At 49.6% G+C, this 25,563-nt stretch carries 19 protein-coding genes, 1 tRNA gene and 1 pseudogene; 10 read left to right on the plus strand and 11 right to left on the minus strand.

Going from position 1 to position 25,563, the window contains the following annotated elements:
- Position 1 precedes the first annotated feature (1 nt).
- Positions 2-712: a hypothetical protein gene (locus tag JK223_RS02725; RefSeq protein WP_212712689.1), complete on the plus strand. Its 711-nt coding sequence runs from the start codon at positions 2-4 to the stop codon at positions 710-712.
- Positions 713-763: 51 nt separating this feature from the next.
- Here the strand turns inward: JK223_RS02725 and JK223_RS02730 are convergent, their stop codons facing one another.
- The 4 genes from JK223_RS02730 to JK223_RS02745 form a co-directional block, all read right to left on the minus strand.
- A complete protein-coding gene (locus tag JK223_RS02730; protein WP_212712690.1) occupies positions 764-2,215 on the minus strand; it encodes an FAD-binding oxidoreductase in 1,452 nt (483 codons plus the stop codon).
- Between the two features lie 61 nt (positions 2,216-2,276).
- Positions 2,277-3,602 carry an APC family permease gene (locus JK223_RS02735; protein ID WP_212712691.1) on the minus strand — a complete coding sequence of 442 codons (1,326 nt, stop codon included), beginning with the start codon at positions 3,600-3,602 and terminating at the stop codon, positions 2,277-2,279.
- A gap of 103 nt (positions 3,603-3,705) precedes the next feature.
- Positions 3,706-5,166 (minus strand): APC family permease, encoded by a 1,461-nt coding sequence (locus tag JK223_RS02740; protein ID WP_212712692.1) that lies wholly within the window; start codon positions 5,164-5,166, stop codon positions 3,706-3,708.
- A 390-nt stretch (positions 5,167-5,556) separates the two neighbouring features.
- Positions 5,557-6,033, minus strand: coding sequence for a LysE family translocator (locus tag JK223_RS02745; RefSeq protein WP_212712693.1), 477 nt, complete (start codon positions 6,031-6,033; stop codon positions 5,557-5,559).
- A 569-nt stretch (positions 6,034-6,602) separates the two neighbouring features.
- On the opposite strand from JK223_RS02745, the gene JK223_RS02750 reads away from it, so the two are divergent.
- A complete protein-coding gene (locus tag JK223_RS02750) occupies positions 6,603-6,890 on the plus strand; it encodes a YciI family protein (RefSeq protein ID WP_212712694.1) in 288 nt (95 codons plus the stop codon).
- Between the two features lie 195 nt (positions 6,891-7,085).
- On the opposite strand, the gene JK223_RS02755 is transcribed toward JK223_RS02750, so the two are convergent.
- A complete protein-coding gene (locus JK223_RS02755; protein WP_212712695.1) occupies positions 7,086-8,330 on the minus strand; it encodes an MFS transporter in 1,245 nt (414 codons plus the stop codon).
- A 167-nt stretch (positions 8,331-8,497) separates the two neighbouring features.
- A complete protein-coding gene (locus tag JK223_RS02760; protein WP_212712696.1) occupies positions 8,498-9,028 on the minus strand; it encodes a DMT family transporter in 531 nt (176 codons plus the stop codon).
- Positions 9,029-9,272: 244 nt separating this feature from the next.
- Between JK223_RS02760 and JK223_RS02765 the strand changes: the two genes are divergently transcribed.
- Positions 9,273-10,163, plus strand: coding sequence for a LysR family transcriptional regulator (locus JK223_RS02765; RefSeq protein WP_212712956.1), 891 nt, complete (start codon positions 9,273-9,275; stop codon positions 10,161-10,163).
- Positions 10,164-10,625: 462 nt separating this feature from the next.
- Here the strand turns inward: JK223_RS02765 and JK223_RS16855 are convergent.
- From JK223_RS16855 to JK223_RS02775, 3 genes and pseudogenes are all read right to left on the minus strand, one after another.
- Positions 10,626-10,808: pseudogene (locus JK223_RS16855) on the minus strand (Arm DNA-binding domain-containing protein); the annotation flags it as partial.
- 194 nt (positions 10,809-11,002) lie between these two features.
- Positions 11,003-11,078 (minus strand) — tRNA-Asn (locus JK223_RS02770).
- Between the two features lie 429 nt (positions 11,079-11,507).
- Positions 11,508-12,047 carry a DUF2058 domain-containing protein gene (locus JK223_RS02775; protein ID WP_212712697.1) on the minus strand — a complete coding sequence of 180 codons (540 nt, stop codon included), beginning with the start codon at positions 12,045-12,047 and terminating at the stop codon, positions 11,508-11,510.
- 953 nt (positions 12,048-13,000) lie between these two features.
- Here JK223_RS02775 and nac point away from each other — a divergent pair.
- From nac to JK223_RS02795, 4 genes are all read left to right on the plus strand, one after another.
- Positions 13,001-13,918: a nitrogen assimilation transcriptional regulator NAC gene (gene nac, locus JK223_RS02780; RefSeq protein ID WP_212712698.1), complete on the plus strand. Its 918-nt coding sequence runs from the start codon at positions 13,001-13,003 to the stop codon at positions 13,916-13,918.
- Positions 13,919-14,257: 339 nt separating this feature from the next.
- On the plus strand, positions 14,258-15,553 hold the full coding sequence (locus JK223_RS02785) for an NCS2 family permease (protein ID WP_212712699.1): 1,296 nt from the start codon (positions 14,258-14,260) through the stop codon (positions 15,551-15,553).
- A gap of 380 nt (positions 15,554-15,933) precedes the next feature.
- On the plus strand, positions 15,934-17,361 hold the full coding sequence (locus JK223_RS02790; protein ID WP_371813039.1) for an EmmdR/YeeO family multidrug/toxin efflux MATE transporter: 1,428 nt from the start codon (positions 15,934-15,936) through the stop codon (positions 17,359-17,361).
- A 178-nt stretch (positions 17,362-17,539) separates the two neighbouring features.
- Entirely contained in the window at positions 17,540-19,639 is a 2,100-nt protein-coding gene (locus JK223_RS02795) for a bifunctional diguanylate cyclase/phosphodiesterase (protein WP_212712701.1), read from the plus strand.
- Positions 19,640-19,787: 148 nt separating this feature from the next.
- Here JK223_RS02795 and yghU read toward each other — a convergent pair whose 3' ends face one another.
- A complete protein-coding gene (gene yghU / locus JK223_RS02800; RefSeq protein WP_212712702.1) occupies positions 19,788-20,576 on the minus strand; it encodes a glutathione-dependent disulfide-bond oxidoreductase in 789 nt (262 codons plus the stop codon).
- A gap of 352 nt (positions 20,577-20,928) precedes the next feature.
- On the opposite strand from yghU, the gene JK223_RS02805 reads away from it, so the two are divergent.
- Entirely contained in the window at positions 20,929-21,717 is a 789-nt protein-coding gene (locus JK223_RS02805; protein ID WP_212712703.1) for a formate/nitrite transporter family protein, read from the plus strand.
- A 56-nt stretch (positions 21,718-21,773) separates the two neighbouring features.
- On the opposite strand, the gene JK223_RS02810 is transcribed toward JK223_RS02805, so the two are convergent.
- Entirely contained in the window at positions 21,774-22,676 is a 903-nt protein-coding gene (locus JK223_RS02810; RefSeq protein WP_212712704.1) for a LysR family transcriptional regulator, read from the minus strand.
- Positions 22,677-22,836: 160 nt separating this feature from the next.
- Between JK223_RS02810 and JK223_RS02815 the strand changes: the two genes are divergently transcribed.
- Both JK223_RS02815 and JK223_RS02820 read left to right on the plus strand, forming a co-directional pair.
- Entirely contained in the window at positions 22,837-23,694 is an 858-nt protein-coding gene (locus JK223_RS02815; protein WP_212712705.1) for an MBL fold metallo-hydrolase, read from the plus strand.
- 623 nt (positions 23,695-24,317) lie between these two features.
- Positions 24,318-25,472, plus strand: a complete 1,155-nt coding sequence (locus tag JK223_RS02820) for a hypothetical protein (protein ID WP_212712706.1) — start codon at positions 24,318-24,320, stop codon at positions 25,470-25,472.
- Positions 25,473-25,563: the final 91 nt, after the last annotated feature.

Here is a 25,563-nt window from a genome sequence, read left to right on the forward strand (position 1 = left end):
CATGTTAAATGAAGATGAAGTTAAAGGCTGTGTCGCTGAAAGAACTGAACATCTGTTCAGTTCGGTTACCGCATCGGCAGCCGCGCTCTCTGCCGGCATGGCTGACGTACTCTCGGTGATGGCGGATGCTGAGCACTTTCCCCGCAAGCTGCCCGAAAGCCAGTTAAGAAAAGCCCTGTTCCCGGTGATTGAACACACGCTTGCCGAAAGCCGGTATTGTTTCGGCGCAGGGTTTGCCTGTCATCATCATCTGCCGGAGGATAAGCAGCCTTACTGGTTTCTGGAATGGTGGTTTAAAAACCCCCGAAAAAATCAGAATTCCTGTCTGGAACTGGACCAGGCCACGCAGCAACGGCTGGACTTCAGTACCTTTGAATGGTTTAGAAATACCCGGGATACCGAAAGCGTATCTCTGCACGGACCGTATGTGGATTACGTCTGTACCTCGGCCTATACACTGACGGCATCCTCGCCGGTGATGCTTAACCATAAGCAGGTCGGCATTGCGGCGGTAGATGTGCTGGTCAGTGTGATAGAGGCAGAATTACTGGCCTTACTTCGTCAATGCCGGCAAAAACTGGTCATCGCTAATCCGGGTGGCAGAGTGATGATCTCCAGTCATCCGCGTTACCGGACCGGGACGTTGATTGACGATGAACAGCAGGGCGATACGCTTCGCCGGCAGCACTTTATGTTGTTTGCGCCGTACTGAGCTGATAGCTTACCTGTCACCGGCGTGACAGGTAAGCAATGAGCGTGTTTGTCAGAACGAGATCATTTTACCGGGTGCCAGCCGCGTGGATATCCCCAGTAAGGTTTTTGCCAGCGGAATAGCGACCGGCGCCAGTTGCCTTCCCATAAATAACGGGGTGTGCTTTATGGCAGCCAGCATGGCGAAATCATCGCTGGCCCCGGTGATATCGTCGGTGATAGCTTTTCCTATCCTGACGGTTTGAGCTACGCCGTGCCCGCTCCACCCGTGGACCGAGTAAATCTGCCCCCGTGAGCCACTTCTGCGGCAGTCCGTGGCACCATTCAGGGTAAGGTCCGTTGTGCCGCTCCAGGCAAAATCGAGTTCAAGGTCATCCCGGTCTGCAAACACGGTGCGTAACCGGGAGGTCAGGTAGTCTACGGTCCGGTTATTATCCCAGCGCATGCCAGTCCCCTGACCGCCAAATAACAGCCGCTGATCCCGCACCGGGCGATAATAATCGATCTGTAGCTGGGTATCATAAACCGCCTTGCCTGTCGGCAGCAGGCTGCGGTTACCTCCATCAACCGGACGGGTGACCCCGACGTAGGTATAAAAGGGCAGAGTAGTCGCCGGATCCTGACTCAGTAACGAGTGGGTATCATCATGAACAGCGATGATGACCCCCCGCGTTGCGGTGACAATACCGGACGGTGTATGCACCCGGGTGCCGTCAGGGGTTTCCTCAATTCGGATCACCTCACTGTGTTCATGCACGGTACCGCCATTTTTCAGAAAGCCATAAATCAGGCCCCGGTTCAGGGCCAGAGAATGGATCTGCCCGCCACAATCGTCATGGATCCCGCCATGGTAAATTTCTGAACGAATATGTTCCTGCAGCTCATAATTGCCCAGCACGGTGACCTGATGGTCGCCAAGATAGTGTCGGGCATCGGCGGCCTTAACCAGCGCGCTCATGTGCCCGGGGTGTACTGCGGCAGTAAGATGCCCATGCTTCCGGTCGAGGTCCAGCGAGTATTTTGCGGTGATATTATCAATCAGGGCCATGGCTTCGGTAGAGGTAAATTTCCAGAGTCTGCGGGCCTCCTGATACGTAAGATTTTCCAGCATGGATTCGGCCTCCCAGCGGGCAAGACCCGGGGTAAGCTGGCCGCCATTGCGTCCGGACGCGCCTGACCCGATGGCATTTTTCTCCAGCAATATCGTTTCTATCCCCGACTCCGCCAGATGAAGTGCCGTTGAAGCACCTAATAAACCGCCGCCAATCACTACGAGTTCACACTGTTTATCACTTTCCAGGGGCGGGAAGGACATCCAGGGGGCAAGCGTAGACTCGTAGTAATTGGCGGGGTTTCCCGGGTCAATTTTCTGACTTTCCTCGTTAGGGCGCTCACTGTCAGGCCGGACCCAGTTCCAGTCTCCGTCGGTGATAATACGACTGATAAGGCCCGTTCGCGCGTCGCTGACCAGTTCTGGTTTAATTATCCTGTCATTATTTTTCATGGTGTTTTTCCGGGTAATTGATAAAAGCACAGGTAACCTCACTGTGCGTTAGTGGTTTTCGCTATTCCGAAACGGTGGTAGCCGGTTTACTCATACAGGTATAAACAACCCAGCCCAGACCGATCACTGCCCAGACTGAGCCCAGCACGAAGGCATCGTGATCCAGGTTGACCCACATAAAGGCGACACTGGCCAGGCCGGCGCCCGGAGAAATCAGGTTATGCAGGATGTTACGGAATGAGTTCAGCCCTTTCTCTTTAACCGCAAACCTGGCAATGACACAGATATTGACGGCACTGAAGGCAACCAGTGCACCGAAACTGATTAAGGAGACGGCGGTATCCAGGTTGAAGAAAATGGCGGTCAGAGAAAGCAGGCCGGTAAAAAGCACACAATAAAGCGGTGTGTTTGTCACAGGGTCAAGATAACCAAAGACCGGTGCGGTGAAACGGTTATCCTTACTCATAATATGCAACAGCCTTGCGGCACTGGCATGAGAGGCGAGCGCAGAGGCAAAAGTATTAAATAAAATAGCCACCAGAAACAGAGTCTGGAATATCCGGCCACCGACATACAGCACAATTTCTGGCATGGCTTCGGTCGGGTTTTTAAAGGCAGAATTATCAGGGTAATAGAGTTGTATAAACCAGGCGGCGATAAAGAAAATAATCCCGCCACTTAATGCCGTATAAAAAATGGCTTTAGGGATGAGCGTGTGCGGGCGTTGCGTCTCTCCGGACAGCGTAGTGACGGCGTCAAAACCCAGATATGAGAAGCAAAGGATCGCTGCGCCGCTGATTAAAGGCATTAAGGAATGCTGACCATTAAACAGCGGAGCCGTGGTCATGACCCGGTGGATCCCGGCGGTGGTCGTCAGGTCATGTACGACCATATAGATAAAGGCCATCATCAGTAATACCGGCAAGCCGACGAACAAGACATTGGCATTCGCCAGCAGTTTGATTCTGCAGCAATTGAGGTAAGTGACCAGCGCCGTAAATATCAGGATCGATATCCAGCCCGGTACCTCAGGGAACAGAGAACGCAGATAGATCCCGGCCAGTAGCGAATTGATCATCGGCAATAACAGGTAATCCAGCAGTGAAGACCACCCGACCATAAAACCACTGTGTTTCCCGAAGATATGTCGGGTGTAACTGTAAGCCGAACCTGCTGACGGGAAAATTTTCACCAGCCGGCCATAACTTTGGGCCGTAAATAATACGGCGACCAGCGCAATCAGATACGCCAGAGGCACCCGGCCCACCGTGACACCAGAGACGATACCGAACGTATCAAAGACAGTCATCGGGGTCATATACGCGATACCGATGATCACGACCTGCAATAATGAAAGTTGTTTTCGCGAGTGGTTATTTTTATCCATCGTCAGTCCTTATAAATAGCATCCGGTGCCGGTTTCTTCCGTGATAACAGCAGCACCGGTGTGCAATGAAAGTGATTAACAGCAGGCGGAGGCCTCTGCCCTGTTACTGACCGTTACTATGGTTCTGGTAATGCTGGCCATCGGTTTCTTTCCGGTACGGACGTGCAGTCAATAAATAGATCAGTCCGCAGCCTGCCACCACCGCCAGCCCGGTTAAAACAATCCAGCGGTCAAGAAAACTATCCCCGGAGGCCGGCACGCAGAGCAGATAAATACCGAACAGACCATACCCCAGTGCCAGCAGGTTATTCAGAAAGCCCCAACGCCCGAGCGACCACGGTCCGGCCGGTTTCCAGCCCTGAACCCTTTTACGGAGCGCTGCCAGGACGACCATCTGGAAAGAGATATAAATACCGGCCACCGCGAAGGCGGTAATTCTGGCCAGGTTATCCGGCTGGTAATACACCCAAAGGCAAATCAGCAGCGGTAAGGCACAACTGACGATCATGGCATTATCCGGGACCTCGTTTTTTGAGATACGGGCCATCCATCGGCTGCCGGGCAGCATATTGTCGCGGGAGAATGAGAAAATGAGCCGGCTTAACGCGGCCTGTAATGAAAGAATGCAGGACAGCATGGCAATAATCGCAATCACCACAAAGATCTTTTCACCCTCAGTCCCGAGCGCATTATTCAGAATTTCCGGAATCGGGTCCTGGATTTTACCGGAGACAATATCTTTCAGGTTCGGATAGGAGAGCAGATAACCCAGTACCGAAATAATGGCCGATATAGCGCCAAAGAAAATACTGAGTATCATCGCCACCGGAATTTTCCTGCCGGCATCTTTGACTTCTTCTGCCACATTGCCGCAGGCTTCAAACCCGAAGAACATAAATAATCCCAGCAATGAGGCCGTCATAAAGGCATGAGAGAAACCGGCAGATCCGGTGGCTGCACCCATGCTATTAAACAGGATCCCCACAGGCTGGGTACGGTGGAAAATTAACAGGTAAATACCCAGTGCGATCACACTGATAATTTCGCACCAGAATCCGATACGTGCCACACGGGCAAGGTTCCTGGTGCCAGAGAGATTAACCGCCATCATCAGTAATAACAGTAATACCGAGGTCAGCAATAAATGGCTGGCTGTCTGGGTATAACTGAACAGGGAAGCGACGAAGGTTGCACTGTATTCTGCAATAGAGGTGATGGTGACCACCAGTGCCCACAGATAGATCCAGGCGGCAATCCATGCATATTTCTTACCCCATAACAACCGCGCCCAGGGATAAAGTCCGCCGGTGATCGGATACTGAGAGGCGACCTCACCAAACACCATAGCTACCAGCATCTGGCCTGCGGCAGCAATCAGGATCCACCAGATGGCGGGCGGGCCGGCCAGGGTCATTGACAGAGCAAACAGTGAATAAACGGCGGTCAGTGGCGAAAGATAGGTGAAACCAAGAGAGAAGTTAGACATCAGGCCGATTGAACGGTTGAATTGCTGTACAACCGGGGCTGATGACGGTGTGACCATGTCGGGGGGAGAACTACGCATTAACACCTCGATAAAAAATTTCACAGATCCAAGAGATGTCTGAATGTATAAATCATAAGATTTTATATGTATATATAGTCTAAAAGAGAATTATCGTAATTAATTGATATAAATGACTAAATCACCCCATACTACTTTCTTATGAAAAAAAACGGTGATTTTATATGCAATGCGGAGGCGGGGAGGTTCCGGTGTGTTGAGAGTTATGCGGACAGGGATCGGGTGGCTGGTGGGGAATATATGCTGCAGGGGGCAGGGGACCTGGTTTTCTGATGCCGGCGGCGGTGTGGAAAAACGAAATCAGACCGGCGGAGAAAGGTAAGACCCGGGACTACCGCAGCAGACCCGGAGTGATCGCGATTTTCCCGGAATCGCCAGGAAATTACGGATTCAGCTGCGGCTAAGAACCAGTTTCAGACCGGCAATCGCAAAACAGACGGCTAACAGAGCATCCAGACCGCGACGGATCCGGCGATAAAAAGCCGCCATCATTGTGGTAGAAAATAAAAGGGCATATCCACAGAAAACCAGCACGCAGATTGCGGCACAGCCGCCGATCACCATCGGTAAGGTGGAGGCTGCCACACCGGGTTTCAGTGCCACAGACATAATGGCCACCCAGGTCAGAATAGCTTTCGGGTTACCAATATGCATCAATATTCCCTGGCGGAACAGGCTGGTGTAGGCGGTTTTTTTTGTCTCCTGCAAACAGGTTTCCGTGACCCGACGGCGTAATGCCGATTTCCCGGCTTTGAAGGCCAGCCACAGCAGATATAAACCGCCGCCGACTTTTAACACGATCAGCAGTTGAGCAAAGGTAGCCAGTACCGTCAGTATGCCGCAGGCGGCGAGCAGGGCCCACAGCATGGAACCGCTAATTTATTCCTGGTACACAGTTATACTCATGTTAGTTTTAAGCAATCTATTTTAGTTCTGGAACTTTTGCTATGAAAGTACGGCAACCGTGGGCGGACCTAACAGTGCTTAATGAGTAAATTCTTACTTTTACCCGGAGGTAGGTATTCTGTGAGCAAGATATTAAATATTACAGCACAGATGAACGAGGTGATATTGGCCGGCAGTACAAGTGTAACAATATAGCCGTAACTTATGTCTTTCATGGAAAGAATATCTGTACTCTAAATAATTTTTCCATTTCAGCCTATTGGTATATATGTGGCGTGGTCACCATAGACATTTACTGCTCATTTCAGTAACTCATGTTAGGGAAATGAAACTAATTCGGTTGTTGACTGTAACGCCCGGAAATTCAGATTCATAGAAAACATATAATTATAGCTTAGATAACACGCAAGAACTCGTTTAATGAAATTTATTGGAGGTTTGTAACTTAAACAATAATATTACCATGCTACTAAATAACCTTGAACTCTGATACGATATGCACCTTCAGTTTTTAAAATCAGGAGGTTCACATGTTTGTAATAAAAGTAACATACAAATGTTCACTAGATGAAATAAATAAACAGCTGGAATTACATAGACTTTTTCTTGACAGACAGTATGATGAAGGAATATTTATTGCCTCAGGCCCACAAACGCCGAGGGTAGGTGGAGTAATACTAGCCACAGGAAAAATAAGTCTTCCTGAGATAAAAGAAATTCTAATGGAGGATCCTTTTCATAAAAATAACCTAGCAGAATACGAAATCACTGAGTTTTCACCTTTAAAATATCATAAGAGTATGGTTGGTGTTATATAGTAAATTAAAAACCTCTGGCATAGCCAGAGGTTTTCTTATATAAGACGTGACTGTCAATTTAAATGCGATATGTGTTTATTATCATTTTACTGCCAGTAATCTGGGTGATAACTCTCATAGATGGATGTGAATATTGCTCATTAAATTATTCTTGAAACTAATAGAGAATAGATGTTAACCTTGTAGTTCGTAATTTTATTGTAAAATTTTAAAGTTACGATATTTTATCATAATAACGAGAATTAAAAAGGTAACTGAGCTGATAAGGAATAATAAATTAACGGCGAGTTGCAGACTAGCGTGATCTATAATAATCCCTAATAAGACAGGGACCCAATTGGCAACATAGGCTATGACATAGAATAATGATAATAGTTTGGCGTGACTCTCTTTAGGAGATATTATATTTATAAGTGTTGCACTTCCGACAAAGATAGCACCATATGCGTACCCTGCAATAGCCATTCCAATGCATGCAATAACTATAGAATTTAGTTCAATAGATATATAAAATATAAATAATGAAATGATCTGAAAAATACAACCTGAAATCAAGGAGTGTTTTGCTTCTACACGGCGACTCAGGATCTGACTAATACCTGCGATAATAAGATAAATAGCAATTACATATCCAAAAACTCCTCTGCTATGTACGTTCAATAATAACTCAGATACAGTAGGGCCAATAGCGAAAAGGCTTGCAGCAACAGCCCAGCATGTAAATAAAGAAGCTGCACATAAAAAGAAACTAATTCCAGTAAGGCGTAATCCTTCCTTCAGGCTATTGCTTTTTGAATGAGGGGTAATGTGTTTTTCAGACACCCTCTTTTGTACTGAATTATCACTCGAATGCCACGTCAATAAAGTCCCACCCAGAGAAATAAAAGTAAAGATCATAATGACATAAAATGGGAATGATGTAGGATGAAAGTTTGTTTGCATAGCTACACCGCTCAGAATCGGTCCTAACGCTAATCCGGTTGTGAATGATAAAGTAGCTATCAGAGCTGCAGCTTTACCCTGGTCTCCAGGCCCAAATTTTACTAGCGATATATTAGCCGCTCCGGTTAATGCACCAGTTCCAATGCCAGCTAATAAACGGGCAAAAAGCAGCATCATGAATGAATTTGCTATTGTAAATAGTATGGCGCCAGTCAAAACAATAAATAATGCGGGAATAATCATGTAACGTAAATCACTAACCCTGTGAGTCAAATTACCAACACATAGTAGTGATATAAGTACACCTGCTGCATATGCACCATATATAATACTCAGACTAACAGACGTTAATCTCAGTTCATTTTGATAAAAGGGGTAGAGAGGGGTCGGGGCTGTACTATTCAGTAATGCTGACATTAGTGCCATAGCAAGAAATAGTAAAATTAAAAAATTACTTGTATGGCTGTGCTGACTTTTTATCGCGAAACTCTCTGGCATTGAATTCTCCAAAAATTCTGATATTTAATTGTTGATAACTAACAGTCACGTTTGATATGTAATATGAAACGTGTGTTAAATAATAACGTAAGTATTTAATGGCGGGAACATACAAAAATGCATCAGGCCAATTCGATTTTGCATGCCACTTGGATTGTTTTATTACTTCATCCGGCGGCAGTTACTATTTTTTTCCTGTTTGAAGGTCGTTTAAAAATAACAATAGCCCCAGATAAAATAATTAAGATCATTCCAGTAAACGAAGTTAATGTTAATTGCTCATTGAAAATGAAATAACCAATCAAAGTTGAGAATATAATTGTGCTATATGAAATAATACTTACAATAATAGTATTGCCATGTCCATAAGCAAAGGTCATTGTAATTTGACCTATACTTCCAAATAAACCAATAGCACAGATAATTATAGCAGATATGGAATCCAATTTTGTAAATCCAATGAGGGTAAGTATCCCACCACTGAAAAGTGTACCAATTAATGAAAAGTAAAATACTACACGAAGTTCTGGTTCTCCTGTTTGAACAAGTTTACCTACATTGAAGTAAGCTAAAGCAGTAAATAGCCCAGCTAGCAAACCAGTTAGAGATGCAAGGGATTTTCTATCAGGTATGTTTGGGTGTTGTAATATAATAATCCCAGCAAATCCGATGATAACTGATGCTATAGAGGGAGACATTCTTAACAAAGGATACCAATTAAAAATCTGTGATCAAAGACACGTTTAAATTTAACCATAAAAAATCATCTCTGAAATAGCTGCAAAAACGCTTCATAACGCTGCATTTTTGCAGCAATACTGATTGATGGGATGAGGGTTACGTGCTATCATTATGATTGTAATGTTTTTTTCTTTTTATGGAATTAAAGATACATCTCATATGTCTGATAACCTACAGAAATTGCAAAAAAAATGTCTCTTAATGAATTGGGATGATACACGTTTTTTTCTTGCATTAGCCCGTAGTGGTACTTTGCGTAAAGCTGCGATGGAACTACATGTAGATCAAGCAACGGTCGGCAGACGAATACAATCACTTGAAGAATCACTTAATTCCAAACTCTTTATTCGTACACCAAAATATTTTTCTCTTAGCATATTAGGTGAGGAGTTACTTCCTGATGCTATTGATATTGAAAATGCAATTCATGCAATTAATCGCAAGGTATCGAAAGGTGATGACAGTCTTTCCGGGAATGTCAGTATTGCAACGACCGATACGATGGCTGAAGCATTCATTATACCTGCATTGAAGATGCTACGAACACAACATCCTGACATCACCATTAAGCTGTTAACAGCTGTAAACATATCTGATATTTCTTACCGTAGTGCTGATATGGCAATTCGTGGTGCTCGCCCTGAAGAAGAGACATTGATAATCAAACGATTGGCAACTATTGAGATGGGACTCTACGCTGCACAGGAATATGTTGATAGGAAAGGTTTACCGGTACAGGGTTCTCAATTGAAAGACCATGATCTTCTGATGTTTCCGCGTGATTTAGTGCCGCGTCATTGGGATAACTTCTGCGGTGAAAAGATTACTAACCCCAATGTTGTACTACAATCCAATTCGCAAATGCTTATACGCTCTGCTGCCCGAAACGGTTTAGGAATAGGTTTGCTTTCATCATTTATGGCCGAGAAAGATCCTGAGCTTGTTCGTATATTCCCTGAAAATAAAGATTGGATAGATATTTGGTTAGTTTTACATCCTGACCTGAAGAAATCAGCAAAAATAAGAGCTGTTATTAAAGTTATTGAACAGTCCTTTGCCGCGTATGGAACATCGAAAGATCATGTTCGCTAAAAAATATACTTTTCTGGATATAAATCACATTCAGCAGTCCGATGAGTCTTACCCCGTTTTATACTCGCGGGGCGTTCACGCTGTGTAGTATGAGCTAAAACTAATCTTCTCCTTTTGTAAATCATCAACGAAATAAACAGTATTTTTTTTATCCAGGTGACTGAAGAAAACATCATTTTTAATTGCCATGATAATTACAGTATCGAAATCAATTCCTATGTTTTAGTGAATTCTCAGAATCCGGAAAGCTTGATCATCCATAAACCGACCCGGTATTTGGAGTACATTTTATCTAATTATCAATAACATTCCAATTTGTGCCCGGATATCAATAATAACTTCTGGCAAACGTTTACGGGATTCATAATCAGAAGATAAGCGAGGAGTGTTTCGGAGCCATTATGCTTTAATAAATGCTTCATTAACTTCTCCTCGTCAGAGATAGAGGAGTGAATTTGTTCAGATAGATATTTTCTGATAGGCACCTAAGCAGGGGTGGGATTCTTTTCCATTGATACGATATTTGAGATACCAGAGGTGTGAGCCGCCCGGAATGACTAAAAGATACAGACTATGTAAATCGAAAACTTTAAAGGGGTTACCGGGAGGTTTGAGAGTACGGATTCTCGCGTCGGTAAGGGGCATATGGAGGTAACTCCGTCATCGAACTACCATGATCCCGAATTTGACCACCAATTTTTCCCGATGCGTAGGCAAAAATGAAAATGCATAGGGAATAATTTTCACGCTGACCTGATGAATCGGCCACTAGAAGTGGGTTTGCGATGGGGCATAAACAAAAAACCCGCTTAAGTTTCCTTAATCGGGTTTCTTAAATTTGGCTCCTCTGACTGGACTCGAACCAGTGACATACGGATTAACAGTCCGCCGTTCTACCGACTGAACTACAGAGGAATTGTCGTGAAGACGGGGCGCATAGTAACGGGCCAGGGCGATGTTGTCAAAGCTGTTTTCGCGAGAAATAAACTGTTTGCTGATAAAAGAAACATAATGGTGTCGAAGTGGTCAATGATGTCCGGTATTACCTGCCGGCGAAGGAGAGTTCACAGGGCGCGGCTGACAGGTAATCCGTCGATAAAGGCAGGTTTCCGCCCCGGATCATCGGAAACACCGGTTTCTGAAGGACGCAGAGGTTGATTCGGCAAACCGGAGGCTTAGGGCGGAGCGGGTTGGGCGGGGAGTCCCTGACCGTCCGCAGGAAAGTATCGCAGGCGGTGAAAAAGAAACGATGTATAAAATGCTCTGAGCCTGCCGGACCTGCCATCGCTGGCAGAACCGGCAGAACCGGACAGTCTCGTCAGTGTCGTGCGGGTGTGCTTTTCCTTACCACATCAGGTCATCGGGCACTTTGAAATCGGCGTAAGGATCATCCTCGTCCTGTGCTTCCTGGCTCAGCGCACTGTTCAGGACAATACTGTCGGCATCCCGCTGTGCAATTTTATCCGCAACGCTTGCCGGAATGATCGCATAATCGGCGATATCACTCTTCTCTTTCAGCAAACGGGCAATGGCAAGACGGCCGTTCATCAACTGGTTACGGGTGGTTTTATCCACGGTGAGCTGTTTGATCAGGTTATTGTCGGTAAAATTGAAACTGATATCACCTTTGATACCGGTGATCCGGTTCATCTCAATCAATTGTTTTACCTGGGCTTTATATTCCCGGGAAAGTGCCGCTTGTTTTTGTTGCTCATTCAGTTCTTTGGCGCGTTCAGCCTGTGCCTTTTTATTTTCCTCGACAGCTTCGCGGGCTTCCCGAGCCTGAACCCGGGATTTTTTTGCTGTTCTCTGAACCTTAGCCATCTTCTTATCGCTGACTAATCCGGCTTTGAGCATCTGTTCCTGTAAGGTGAGTTTGGCCATATCGGTGTCTGTATCTTAATTCGTGGAATAATGTGCGGATTATACCTGTAATCGCCGGGTTTGTGCAGGCATCGCGTGACGGTCGGGCAATGTAGCCTGACGGCCTGCAGAGGCGTGCATTCCGCCCGTGCAAAGGACTATTGCCGACGGACTCACTGAAAAAGTGAACAGGACAACAGACGGGCCGGGGCCGCCCGGCCCGATGATAAGCCATGTTGGTTCAGCCGGATCCACTGAATGGCCCGCAGCAGGGCATATCTTCTGATATTCCGTTATGTGATGAAAATATGCTGTCCCCTCACTGTGGGCGCCATTAACGGCGACCCCGCAGAATTCCGTATAGGCTCCCGGCGAGCCACATCTTCTGGTGTGCCGCGGCAGGTATCCGCTGACAGGCTTTTCTGTGCTTTCAGCGATAACTTTTTATAATACCGGGGCCGTCAGCCCTCCCGTGATAGTGTGACAGTTTATGACGTTTCATCCGCTGAAATGTGACAGCGGGAAAGGGGAGCGGCCACGGGATGCGGCGCTGCGGACCCGTGACGATGCAGGCTGTATCATGCAGGGAGACCTCCCGGTGTTCCGCCCCCAACTGCCGGCAACACGCGGCGGGCGGGCAGGGGACCGATCGCGTCCTCGTTGTTCAGAGGAGAGTCATGCCTGGTAGTTCATGGTCAGCAGAGAAAAGGAGACTCATAGAGTCCCCGGGTTCACGCACTGTACGGAAACATTCTGCACTATCCTTGTGCAGGCGGCAGCGGGTAGCCGCCTCTGACGGCGTGGTCATTGCGGACAGAAAATCGTCAAAAAGGCTTCTTTTCATAGTGTTTTTGTTATGACATCAGGGTGAGCGAAACGGTTTAGTCATTTCTGGCCTGTTAATTGCAACTACCGGTATATCCAGCCACAGGCACAGCCTGCTTTGAGTATCCGGATTAGTGACGGGAGAGAAAATGAACTTAAGACGACTGAAATACTTTGTGAAAATTGTCGATATCGGCAGCCTCACTCAGGCCGCAGAGGTATTGCACATCGCTCAACCGGCACTCAGCCAACAGGTCGCCACCCTTGAAGGTGAGATGGATCAGCAGCTACTGATCCGCACCAAACGTGGAGTGACCCCGACCGATGCCGGTAAGGTGCTTTACACCCATGCCCGCAACATCCTGCGGCAGTGTGAACAGGCACAGATGGCGGTGCATAACGCCGGAAATGTCCTGTCAGGTCAGGTTTCTATCGGGCTTGCCCCGGGCACGTCGGCGTCTTCCCTGGTCATGCCATTGTTGCGTGAAATCCGTGAAACCTGGCCGGATATTCTGGTCTATCTGCACGAAAACAGTGGTCATGCCCTGAATGAGAAAGTTATCAACGGTCAGCTGGATATGGCCCTGCTCTACGATCGCACGCCTGAGAAAGGCCTGAACTGTCAGCCACTGATGCAGGAAGAATTGTATCTGGTCGGCACAGGCGTTTCTCCGGGGGCGCAGATTGATCTCTCGGAAGTGGCCGGCATGAATCTGTATCTGCCGCGTGATTACAGTGCGGTCAGACAACGTGTGGACGAAGCCTTCTCCCTGCGTCGCCTCAGTGCGCATATCATTGGTGAAATTGAATCATTGTCGACATTGTCTGCAGCAATTTCCAGTGGTATGGGGGTTTCGGTATTGCCGGAATCGGCGGCAAAATCGCTCACTGCACCGATTAATGGCTGGATGTCGAAAATTATTTCTCCGTCCCTGCACCTGCCATTAACATTGAATACCTCATCAGCCTTACCTATGTCAGCCTCTGCGCGCGCGGTTCAGCAGTGTCTGCTGGCACTGACTCAGCGCTCGGTCATTACCGAACGTGAGCTGATGCTGGTGAGTTAATCGCCACTTTTCCCGCCGGAAGCCGGTTTAGCGGCTTCTGTCTCTGTTTTCCGCCCCCGAGGGACAAAAAATTATTGCCCCCGGAGGTCTGGATCATTAGGATTGGCGCCGGTAAGAAAACGTTTGCGCAGAGTATCGTGCAGGCCGGGGTTTCTCCTCTCGCAGGAACTTATTCCGAATACTGAACCCGTGCCGCGTCATGGCACGGGTTTTGCTTATGTCATTTTGGGGTGGAATGAAGGTTTGCATTTCCGGTCAGTGGCCGGACGATGACAACCCTTTCTTAGAGACTGTTAAAAATAAAAATCGTGATAAGCGAGATCTATAAAGGACCGACTCATGCTTGAAAGACTCTTTAAGTTGAAAGCAAATAAGACTACTGTTCGTACAGAAATCATTGCAGGATTAACCACGTTCCTGGCAATGGCCTATATCCTGTTTGTTAACCCGAGTATCCTCGGCGCCACAGGTATGGATAAAGGTGCGGTCTTCGTGGCTACCTGTCTGGCAGCGGCCATTGGCTCTGTACTGATGGGGATGATTGCGAACATGCCTATCGCTCTGGCACCTGGTATGGGCTTAAACGCCTTCTTTACCTATACCGTCGTGCTGCATATGGGGTATCACTGGCAGGTCGCTCTCGGGGCGGTCTTTATTTCTGCATTAATCTTCTTCGCATTATCTCTGTTTAAGATCCGTGAATGGATTATCAACAGCATTCCGTTACCGCTGCGCTCTGCAATCGCTGCCGGTATTGGTCTTTTCCTGGCGCTGATTGCGCTGGAAGGTGCGGGGATTGTTGTGGGTAACCAGGCAACGCTGGTGGGCTTAGGGGACCTCACTAAAGCCGGTCCGTTACTGGCTATCCTGGGCTTTTTCCTGATCGTGATCCTGGAAGCCCGCCGTATTACGGGGGCTGTACTGATCGGTATTCTGGTCATCACCGCCATTTCGATGCTGTCGGGTCTGACACCGTTTGCCGGGATCTTCTCTGCACCACCGTCTATCGCACCGACTTTCCTGAAACTGGATATCGCCGGGGCCTTCAATATCGGTCTGGTCAGTGTGATTTTTGCCTTCCTGTTTGTCGATGTCTTCGATAACTCCGGGACATTGATCGGTGTCAGCCGCCGTGCCGGGCTGACCGATGATAAAGGGAATATCCCTGCGATGGGCAAGGCCCTGGTTGCAGACAGCACCGCGGCGCTGTTCGGTTCGCTGCTGGGGACGTCAACCACGACCAGTTTTGTCGAATCCACGGCGGGCGTCAGTGCCGGCGGCCGTACCGGTCTGACCTCTGTTGTGGTCGCTATCCTGTTCCTGCTGTCACTCTTTTTCTCGCCGCTGGCTGGCAGTGTCCCTGAGTATGCAACCGCACCGGCATTGCTGTTTGTTGCGGTACTGATGACCTCCGGACTGGCTGAGATTGACTGGAAAGATATCACTACGGCAGCACCGGTAACGGTGACCGCGCTGGCGATGCCGTTAACTTATTCTATCGCAAATGGTATCGCCTTCGGGTTTATTACCTGGACGGTGGTTAAGTTACTGACCGGTAAAGTCCGCGAAGTTAACCCGGCACTGATTATTCTTTCTGTTTTATTTGTTATCAAGCTGGGCTGGCTCAGCGCCTGATACCGGTTTTAGCGAAAGATTAAAAAAGGAGCTTCGGCTCCTTTTTTGTATTAACGGCATCGTATTTTCAGGGTTACCCGACAGGATCGCGCATTTTACCGTAAGTTTCCGGTCTTACCGTGGCCTGCTCTGGCCGCGCTGACGGATATATGCTCAGGGCGTATGAGGTGCTATCTTCCGCTCAGGGACAGAGTTTGTACAATCCATCGGTAGTCTTTTTAGCCCACCGGGTATAAAATTACATCACCGCGCTTTTCTCCCGGGCGGTATCCTTTACGGTATGAATAGTGGCCCACAGGTTTCCCTGCGCCGGGAACCACTGATTATTCCTCTCTTTCCTGTTCAGATGATTTGGTATCGCTGTGCGAAATCCTGGCTTAGTGTTAACTGATGCAATAAAAAGAACCCCCTGGTACCCCAGGCGCAGACGTTATACGACCTTGCTGAAAAGGGAGATAGCTCCGCTGGCATTGCCCATCCTGATAGAAAACCTCTGTGTCATGTTAATGGGGGTTCTCAGCACTTTTCTGGTCAGCTGGCTGGGAAAAGCGGCCATGGCCGGGGTAGGGCTGGCGGATAGTTTTAATATGGTGATCGTTTCATTTTTCGCGGCGGTAGACCTGGGGACCACCGTGGTGGTCGCCTTCAGTCTGGCGAAAAGGGACAGTGAGCGAGCCAAAGCCGCAGCCCGTCAGTCGCTGGGACTGATGACGCTTCTTTCCCTGATGCTGGTGGTGATCATCGAATTTCGTGGACACGTGATCATCGATATGATAGCCGGCAGCGCAGAACCACAGGTAAAAGCTTTTGCACTCAATTACCTGCAGATTTCAGCCTGCAGTTATCCGGCGGCGGCCATTGCCCTTATCGGCAGTGGCGCACTGCGCGGCGCAGGAAATACCAAAATTCCGATGTTGATTAACGCCGGGATGAATATACTGAATATTGTTATCACCAGTGTGCTCATTTATGGGTGCTTCTCGTGGCATGGCATCGGTTTCTCTGGTGCAGGCTGGGGGCTGACGATTTCCCGCTACCTCGGTGCGCTGGTAGTGATCGTGGTCCTGAGGGGACGTCTGAACGGGGCGCTCACGCTGCCACTGAAAAGTTATTTCCGGCGATGGAATCCGGCGATCCTCAGTGAGGTACTGAGTATCGGTATTCCGGCAAGTATTGAGTCGGTATTGTTTAACGGTGGTAAACTCCTTACTCAGGTGTATGTGGCCGGGATGGGCACCAGTGAAATTGCCGGGAATTTTATCGCATTCTCGATTGCCTCATTAATCAACCTGCCGGGTAATGCCCTCGGTTCGGCGTCCACTATCATTACCGGAACCCGGCTGGGGCGAAATCAGGTTTATCAGGCAACGGTAGAGGTACGTCATGTTTTCTGGCTCGCTACCCTCGGGCTATGCAGTCTGGCGCTGCTTTCTGTGCCACTGGCAGGGGTTCTGGCACGGTTTTATACCCGGGATCCGGAGGTTATCAGAGTCACGGAACACCTGATTTGGCTGAATGCGGCATTTATGCCGATATGGGCCACCTCCTGGGTGTTACCCGCCAGTTTTAAAGGCGCGCGTGATGCCCGCTTTGCGATGTTCGTCTCGATGTTCAGTATGTGGGGGGCCAGGGTCGTACTGGGGTATCTGCTGGGAATTTATCTGGGCATGGGCGTGACCGGCGTCTGGCTGGGCATGTTTATGGACTGGGCGGTGAGAGGAAGCTGTTTCTGGTGGCGACTGGTCAGCGGTCGCTGGCTGAATAACTACCGCCGTCTTCAGGAAAAATCTGCCCTTCAGGGAAAATGATCCGTAAGGAACGGGAAGAGAAGTCATTGTGTGAAGTTGGGTACAAACGTCGGCTAAATCATTAAGAGTAGTGATATCTTATTCAGGGAAAGTGGTAATGATTGGTTAATCTTATTTTGGGTCATAATGTTGGTCAGGCTAAATGAATAATAAAAAACAACCACTAAAAGAAGAATCAGTGATAACTGATCCCACATCCTCTGCATCGGCGGAGGCATTTCAGATCTTTAAAGAAGTATTTTTCGACAGCCTGCCTCTACCTGCCTGGTGTATCTCTGGCTGCGGGCAGGAAGTCGCGGCCAATCAGCATTGGCATCAAACCATGTCGGTGACCCCGTCGACACCTGAATCACTCTGGGTGCATTGGCTGCACCCGGAGGACCAGGCCCGGGTTCATGAAGCCTGGGGGCAATCCTCAGCGCATTATCAGGTCTTCCACCAGCGGGTCAGGCTGGTCGTCGCGGCAGGGCATTATTGCTGGTTTATTGCCTATGGCTATTTTATCCGCGCACGCAACCTCTGGCTGATCAAATTCATCGATATTGATGAACTGCAGGAGTCCCGCGAGAATATCACGCAGCATCTGCGGATGTATAAAAGCATGCTGGATGCGAGTATTGACTGCATCAAACTGATCAATCTGCAGGGTGAGTTAATCGATATGAATCTGTCCGGGTGCAATGCACTCGGGGTCCCGCCGGATTCCGGCTTCGGCATGGACTGGTTAAATCTGCTGCCTCCCGAAATACGTAAACGTGGCCGTCAGGCCCTGAAACTGGCTAATACCGGCAGGAATGTTCGTTTTTCGGGGAAAAGTCAGCTGGAAAAAAACAAGCCCTTTTACTGGGATAATATTCTTACCCCGTTGCAGGACGCTGAGGGTGGGGTGACCAGTATTCTCTGTGTCTCACGGGATATCACCCGCTTACATCAGGCAGAGCAACGTTTTAAATATATCAGTGAGCATGACGAACTGACCGGACTGCCCAACCGGCGCATGTTTAACACCACACTGAAAAAGTACCTGCGTCAGGCCGGGTATCAGAACCGGTCTCTGGCACTGTTACTGATAGACCTGGACTATTTTAAACTGGTGAATGACACCCTGGGACACCCGGCAGGCGATTATCTGCTGAAAGTGGTGGCTAACCGGCTGAAAAAATCACTCAGTGGCGATGCCTTTATTGCCCGTATCGGTGGTGATGAATTTGCCGCCGTGTTACCGGGCATTGAAGATACTCAGGCGTTGCTGGGGGCGGGGTATAAACTGATCGCGGATACGGCGATGCCGCTGACGTATCAGGGGCAGACTATCTATATCAGCCTCAGTATGGGCGGTGTTATTTTCCCGCAACAGGCCGCAGACAGCACCGCCATGATCAAAGCCGCAGATATCGCCCTGAACGAGCTGAAGAAGAACGGTCGCGGCGGGGTCCTCTGTTATGACCCGGTGATGTCAGATGCCGTCGATGCCACGCGGGGACAAATGGAACTGGCAAAGCAGTTGATCTCCGATGAAGCCATTTTACCGTTTTATCAGCCGAAGGTCCGGTTAGAGGACGGGAAGATCATCGGGCTGGAAGCGCTGATGCGCTTTTTTAACAGCCAGGGTGAGCTGTGCTTCCCGGGGGATATCTGGTCAGCGTTTGAAAACTACGCGCTAATGGAACGTATTGGTTATATTATCCGTGACAAAGTGTTTGCTGATATCCGGTGCTGGATAGATAACGCCCTGGAAGTGGTGCCGGTGTCGGTCAACGCTTCTCCGGTGGAGTTTATGCGTGATAACTACGCCGAAAAGGTACTGCAGCAGCTGGAACATTACCGTATCCCGCCGGCACTGCTGGAGATTGAGATCACCGAACATATGTTTGACGGTCGCGGAGCCGGGTATGTGTTCCGTGCACTGAACCTGCTGAAAGCGCAGGGCGTACGGATCTCGCTCGATGACTTTGGTACCGGTTATTCGGCCCTGGCAAATATCCGCGACTACCCTGTGGATGTGATTAAGGTTGACCGGAGTTTTGTCGCCAGCCTGAGTAAAGGTAAAGAGGGACTGGCGGTGATTAAGGCACTCTGGTTGCTGGCGACGGAGCTGGAACTGGATGTGGTCGCGGAAGGTATTGAAGATGCGGGACAACGGGATGCCTTGATCCGCGAGGGTTACCAGCTGGGACAGGGGTTCCTGTTTAGCGTGGCGGTGCCGTCAGAGGTTATCGCGGGCTTCCTGAAAAACCGTCATACCTTTAGCTTGCTGCAGTACCCGGTGAACTCCTGATGTCGTCCCCGCGGGGGAGAGGCACCGACGATGATGAACAGCAACTGGCATGACGGGTGTGAGTGGCCGGTATAGGGAAAGCAGCAGCCTCCCGGGCGCGGGGAGGCTGACCACCGGCCGGGGACAGTCCGGCCTGTACCGAAAGTGATCACATCTTCAGTACGGTTCTTCCTTTTTTAACCGCTTCACGTTGAGCGACTAATTCTGCCCAGCGGTTCAGATGCTTATAAGACGCGGTATCCAGGAACCGGGCTGAGCCTTCATAAATACCTCCCAGAACCAGCACGCCATACCATGGCCAGATGGCCATATCGGCAATCGTATATTCCTCACCGGCGATATAGGTGTGTTTCGCCAGCTGCTTATCCAGCACATCCAGCTGACGCTTGGCTTCCATCGTAAAGCGGTTGATTGGGTATTCCATTTTTTCCGGTGCGTAGGCGAAGAAATGTCCGAAACCACCGCCCAGGATCGGGGCACTACCCATTTGCCAGAATAACCAGCACAGGCAGGATGCACGTCCGACAGGGTCGGACGGGATAAAGCGGTTAAATTTTTCGGCCAGATAAAGCAGCATGGCTCCGGATTCGAAAAGATTGACGGGCTCCGGGCCACTCTGATCGACCAGCGCCGGGATCTTCGAGTTAGGGTTAACTTCTACAAAACCGGATCCGAACTGTTCACCCTGCATGATATTTACCAGGTGGGCATCATAACGGGCACCTTCAATACCGAGTTGCAGTAACTCTTCCAGCATCACACTGACTTTTACACCATTCGGTGTCCCCAGTGAGTAAAGCTGGAAGGGATGCGGACCTGCAGGCAATTCCTGTTGATGACGGGCACCGGATTCAGGGCGATTAATCCCCCCGAATTTACCCCCCAGCGGTTGATCGTTTTTCCAGACTTCAGGCGGGACATAAGAGGACGTACTCATACTATTTTCTGCTCCTTAGGCTGAATGAAGGGCCCTGGTTAACTTGTCATTCTTCTTAAGAATAACACTCCCGGTCGGTGGCAGTTATCTGCATGTGCGGTCATACCGGTGGCTGTTTTTTATGCTAACCGGTTTACTTATCAGCACTATTAACACTCTGCTGTTATGGAGACTTAAATTCAGGACTAATTATTCCCCCGGGTGATAGTTAAAACCTTGTAACCTTTACGTTGGAAAGTGTCGCTAATCGAACTACTATCACTGATGTCAGCACCATTATGACAATCAGGGTCAGGGTTATGACCACCGATTCACTTAAGCCGTTTTGCGGTGTTTACATTACCGGGTCATCATGTCATTCAGCACACCTAATGAAATTGCAGTACAGGCCGTTCAGGCCGGCGTGAAAAAAAGCCATCATTCGATACAGAATCTGTTGATACTGGGTTTTCTGGGCGGTGCCTTTATCGCCATCGGGTTCCTGCTGGACCTGCATGTGACGGCCAGATTACCCGCTGACTGGGGCTCGTTCGGAGGGCTGCTTGGGGCGATGGTTTTCCCGCTTGGATTAATTCTGACCGTGCTTGCCGGCGCAGAATTACTGACCGGGAATATGATGGTGATGACTATCGCGGCATTATCTAAAAAAATTAGTTGGGCTGCTTTGGTACGTAACTGGTTCTGGGTGACGATTGCCAACTTTATCGGCAGCGTGGCGGTCGCCTGGTTTTTCGGGCATCTGCTGGGAATGACTGAAGGGGTGTTTCTGAAAAGTACCCTGGCGATAGCCACTGCGAAAACACAGGCCACCTTCCTGCAGGCATTTGTCTCCGGGATTGGCTGTAACTGGCTGGTGTGTCTGGCGGTCTGGCTGGGAATGGCAGGTAAAGACGCTGCCGGAAAAATCCTGGGTATCTGGTTTCCGGTAATGGCGTTTGTCGCTATTGGTTTTCAGCACGTGGTAGCGAATATGTTTATTATCCCGGCGGCCATTTTTGCAGGGCAGGGGAACTGGGGCGATTATTTCACTAATTTTGTGGCGGTATTTGCCGGTAATGCGGCGGGTGGGGCGATTTTTGTAGCCCTGATTTACTACCGGGCCTATCGTCCGGACCGCCAGACAACGACCGGCGCACTCTGAGGCAGTCCGGTGCCGTTTCCGATAGCGTATAGCGGCAGCCCCCGGCTGCCGCTGTTTCATTGTCCGCCGGAAGTCCTGGCGGACATTTGTAAACTCTGCTGGACCTCATCAAGGAACAGATGCAGTGCGGCAGGCAGTAGCTTTCTCGACAGGTACATGCCATAGATACCCATCGAGGCGGGGGTCAGTTGGGGCAGAACCCGTTCGAGCCGTCCGTTCTCCAGCCAGTTGCTGGCCTCGGTCAGCGGGATCAGCGTTATGCCGCAGCCTGCCAGTGCGGCATCCAGCAGTACCGAAGATATCCCGGCGCTCAGATTACCGTTTACTGCCTGAGACAGGGTTTCTCCTTCAGCCGTGGTGAAAGACCAGCGCTGATCGGCAAAATTGCTGTAGCACAGGCAATTATGTTCTGCCAGTCCGGCCAGGTCTGCCGGCCTGCCGTGGATGGCCAGATATTCCGGTGAAGCGCAGAGCACCGACGCACATTCGCCGATCCGCCTGGCAATTGCGCCAGGTTCAGGGTTATCCGTAATACGGATAGCCACATCAATCCGTTCCCCTACCATACTGACCCTGCGATTATTGATGTCCAGCTCGATGCGCAGCTCAGGGTAACGCAGCAGAAACCGTGGCAGCATCGGGCTGATAATATCGGCTGCCGTGTAGTGTGCACAGGCCACCCGCAATATTCCGGAGGGGATCGCCCGTCGTGAAAGCTCACCGATATCGTCCGACAGACGGCTGAGCTGGCGTGTCTTCTGCAGGATACTCTCGCCTGCCGGGGTCAGCGTCAGGTGGCGGGTCGTACGGTGAATTAAGCGGGTACCGGCCCACTGTTCCATGGCTTCCAGATATCGACTGACCATCGGTCGGGACATCTGTAATCCCCGGGAGGCCGCGCTGAGGCTGCCGTACTCGCAGATGGCGATATACACCCGTGCGGCGATAATTCTGTCCACTGCTACCTCATCTGTCCGGATTATGAAACATAGCATCTCTTGTTACGGTAATTTTAACAGTTTATGAAACGGTTAGAATGAAAACCGACAAACCTAAGAATATTTCGCCGGAGGGCGCGATCAAATCCGGCCTGAAACCTACTTTGATGAGAGCACAACTATGAAAGCATCAGCACTGACCCTGGTGATCGGACTGGCTGGGATCACCACGGCTACCGCTGCACCTTTAGACTTCACCGTATATAACCCCGGCGCAAACGGTATTTTTCCGGTCTCTTCCACACTGGTGACCGGAAAAAAAGACGCGATTCTGTTTGATGCACAATTCAGTGTCAAAGACGGAGAGCAGCTGGTGAAGCTGATCCATAGCAGCGGTAAGAAACTGACGCAAATAGTGATCACTGCCGGTGATCCGGATTACTATTTTGGGCTGGAGCCACTGGTGAAAGCCTTTCCCGGGGTCAGTATTGTCGCGACCTCCCGGGTCGTCAGCCATATTGAGGCGACACAAAAAGCGAAACTGGCCTACTGGGGGCCTAAAATGCAGGACGGAGCTCCGGGGCAGTTGTTTACTCCGCAGGTGATCCCGCAGACCCGTTTTACATTCGAAGGTCAGCCGGTAGAGATTCGTGAGGCAGGCTCACAGCAAGCTTACGTCTGGTTCCCGGAAGAAAAAACCCTGCTGGGAGGAACCGCCGTGGATGCAGGGATCCATGTCTGGACCGCAGACACCCAGACCCCGGAAAGCCGGAAAGAGTGGCGGGATACCCTGAAACAGATGCTGGCATTACACCCGCGACGAGTGATCCCGGGCCATTATCTGGGCGAGGCACTGCCAGGTGATCAGGCGGTGAGTTTTACACTGAGATACCTGGAAGACTTCGAACGTGCGTTACAGCTGCATCATGACGCAGCGACCCTGACCCGGGTGATGGAGAAAGCCTGGCCGAATCTGGGGGATGTGAGTTCACTGGAACTCAGTGCCAAAGTGAATACCGGTGAAATGAAATGGCAGTAGTCCCTGCCGCCAATCGCTGACGACGGGCTGTCTTATCGGGCGTTACAGGCGCCGGCAGGGGGCCGGGGAGACGTCTCTCCCGGCCATCGTCTGATCACAGCCGGCAAATTCACCGAAGAAACCGGCTATCCGGCCGTCTCTTTACAAGCAGAGGCCTGCGCCGGCCCCGGAGGGAGAGTTCTGCCCGGCCGGCAACAGAAGATGGCGCTGTGCAATGGACTGTGCTCCGGCCTGAACCGGCAAGTGATTTACAGCTGACGCTAAGTCACTCCGCTTTCTGCTTTCGCTATATAGCCGGGTCTCAGAGTTTCGCTATATGTACTGATGTACTGATGTACTTCGGTCTTTGAGTCTTTCCTTTTTTTAGCTATCCCGACAGAACCTTAATGATGCAGAGAATCTTCGGCCCGATCGGCCTGACAGACCGGCGTCTGAAACGTTCGGGTCTAAGCTATCTTCCCCGGAAAATCCGTTATTTTTGCCTCTGAAACAGTGGCTGGAATACCAATTGTTGTATCCTTCAGCCGACAACCTCAATCGCGGGCAAGTGATGCGCTATAAGTGCAATATTACGTTTGTCGATAAGACACAACTTAACTTATAACATCACTAAGAAGGTTATTATGAAAACAAAATTACGGATGGTACAGGCTTCACTACTGGCAGCATTAAGTCTTGGTGGATTTGCGTGTTCGGCGGCAGATACCGGCGGATTCTCAAACACAACCGGCGGCGATAGCTATACAGCAGTCACCGTGACTAACCTCAGTCAGCTGGAAAGCGCGGTAAGCAGTGGTCAGCATCATATTATCGTTAGCGGCACCATCTACGGAGGTGCAGGATTAACCACCCTGACATTCTCGTCAGCCAGCAATAACAACACGACCATTGAGGGGGCCGCGGGGGGCAAAGCGGTACTGGAAAATATCCAGCTAAAGTTTGACGGTGAACTGCTGGCCAGCGGCACAAATATCCAGAACATTAAGGTTTCTAACCTGACGTTCTTCGGGAAAATATCAGATTTACAGGCAATGCCTCAGCAGGTTTACGGCTCTTCTGACAGCACTAAAAAAGTCGGGATCAATTACGAAGGCATCTCTTTACGCCGGGTCACCAATGCCCTGATCACCCACTGCGCCATTTATGACACCAGTGATGATCTGATGAGTGTGGCACTGAGTTCAGATAATGTGACCTTGTCGTATAACCACCTTTACTTCAGTGACAGCTGGGTCAATATGAGTCCGGATCCGGTCTGGAACTGGGTGGGATATAATACGGATCTCGCCGGTGAGCGTCTGGCGATGGTCGTGGGGGCTAATACCTCTGACTCCTGGCAGGGGACAGGGAAATTGCACGTGACCTTACACCATAACTGGATTGGTCCGAACGTGCGGGGACGTCCGTTATTCCGTGGCTGGATCCATGCGTACAGTAACTATTTTGATAATAGCGAAACTTACTCAGGCACGGATTACAATACCGCAACAGACGGCAATAAATATCCGAAACAACAATATGAAGCACTGCAGCTGGTGAATGGCAGCGTGGTATATTCCGAATCAAACTACTTCCTGAAGACGAATAATACTAATACGCTGACTAACGACGGCAGCAGCTATACCGATGCGTTCTACGAGAAGAATAATACCTACAGCGGAACTACTGGTACGTCGGCCACCGGCACTACGTTCAGCTCTCCGGTCAGTTATTCTTACTCTGTCACTGCCAGTGCCAGTGTACCGGCCTATGTGATGGCAAACGCCGGTCCGAAATGATCCGACAACCGCCTTAACTGAACGGTTCTCAGACCCGGCCAGCCGGCCGGGTCTTCTTTTTGATGTGGAATACCCTGACAGTTGTGGTCTG

Origin of the sequence: Tatumella sp. JGM118, assembly GCF_018257515.1 — a bacterium.
GTDB classification, from domain to species: domain Bacteria; phylum Pseudomonadota; class Gammaproteobacteria; order Enterobacterales; family Enterobacteriaceae; genus Tatumella; species Tatumella terrea.

Coding starts and splice junctions, on each gene's coding strand:
- JK223_RS02725 (WP_212712689.1), top strand. CDS start 2: ATGTTAAATGAAGATGAAGTTAAAGGCTGTGTCGCTGAAAGAACTGAA.
- JK223_RS02730 (WP_212712690.1), bottom strand. CDS start 2,215: ATGAAAAATAATGACAGGATAATTAAACCAGAACTGGTCAGCGACGCG.
- JK223_RS02735 (WP_212712691.1), bottom strand. CDS start 3,602: ATGGATAAAAATAACCACTCGCGAAAACAACTTTCATTATTGCAGGTC.
- JK223_RS02740 (WP_212712692.1), bottom strand. CDS start 5,166: ATGCGTAGTTCTCCCCCCGACATGGTCACACCGTCATCAGCCCCGGTT.
- JK223_RS02745 (WP_212712693.1), bottom strand. CDS start 6,033: ATGCTGTGGGCCCTGCTCGCCGCCTGCGGCATACTGACGGTACTGGCT.
- JK223_RS02750 (WP_212712694.1), top strand. CDS start 6,603: ATGTTTGTAATAAAAGTAACATACAAATGTTCACTAGATGAAATAAAT.
- JK223_RS02755 (WP_212712695.1), bottom strand. CDS start 8,330: ATGCCAGAGAGTTTCGCGATAAAAAGTCAGCACAGCCATACAAGTAAT.
- JK223_RS02760 (WP_212712696.1), bottom strand. CDS start 9,028: ATGTCTCCCTCTATAGCATCAGTTATCATCGGATTTGCTGGGATTATT.
- JK223_RS02765 (WP_212712956.1), top strand. CDS start 9,273: ATGAATTGGGATGATACACGTTTTTTTCTTGCATTAGCCCGTAGTGGT.
- JK223_RS02775 (WP_212712697.1), bottom strand. CDS start 12,047: ATGGCCAAACTCACCTTACAGGAACAGATGCTCAAAGCCGGATTAGTC.
- nac (WP_212712698.1), top strand. CDS start 13,001: ATGAACTTAAGACGACTGAAATACTTTGTGAAAATTGTCGATATCGGC.
- JK223_RS02785 (WP_212712699.1), top strand. CDS start 14,258: ATGCTTGAAAGACTCTTTAAGTTGAAAGCAAATAAGACTACTGTTCGT.
- yghU (WP_212712702.1), bottom strand. CDS start 20,576: ATGAGTACGTCCTCTTATGTCCCGCCTGAAGTCTGGAAAAACGATCAA.
- JK223_RS02805 (WP_212712703.1), top strand. CDS start 20,929: ATGTCATTCAGCACACCTAATGAAATTGCAGTACAGGCCGTTCAGGCC.
- JK223_RS02815 (WP_212712705.1), top strand. CDS start 22,837: ATGAAAGCATCAGCACTGACCCTGGTGATCGGACTGGCTGGGATCACC.
- JK223_RS02820 (WP_212712706.1), top strand. CDS start 24,318: ATGAAAACAAAATTACGGATGGTACAGGCTTCACTACTGGCAGCATTA.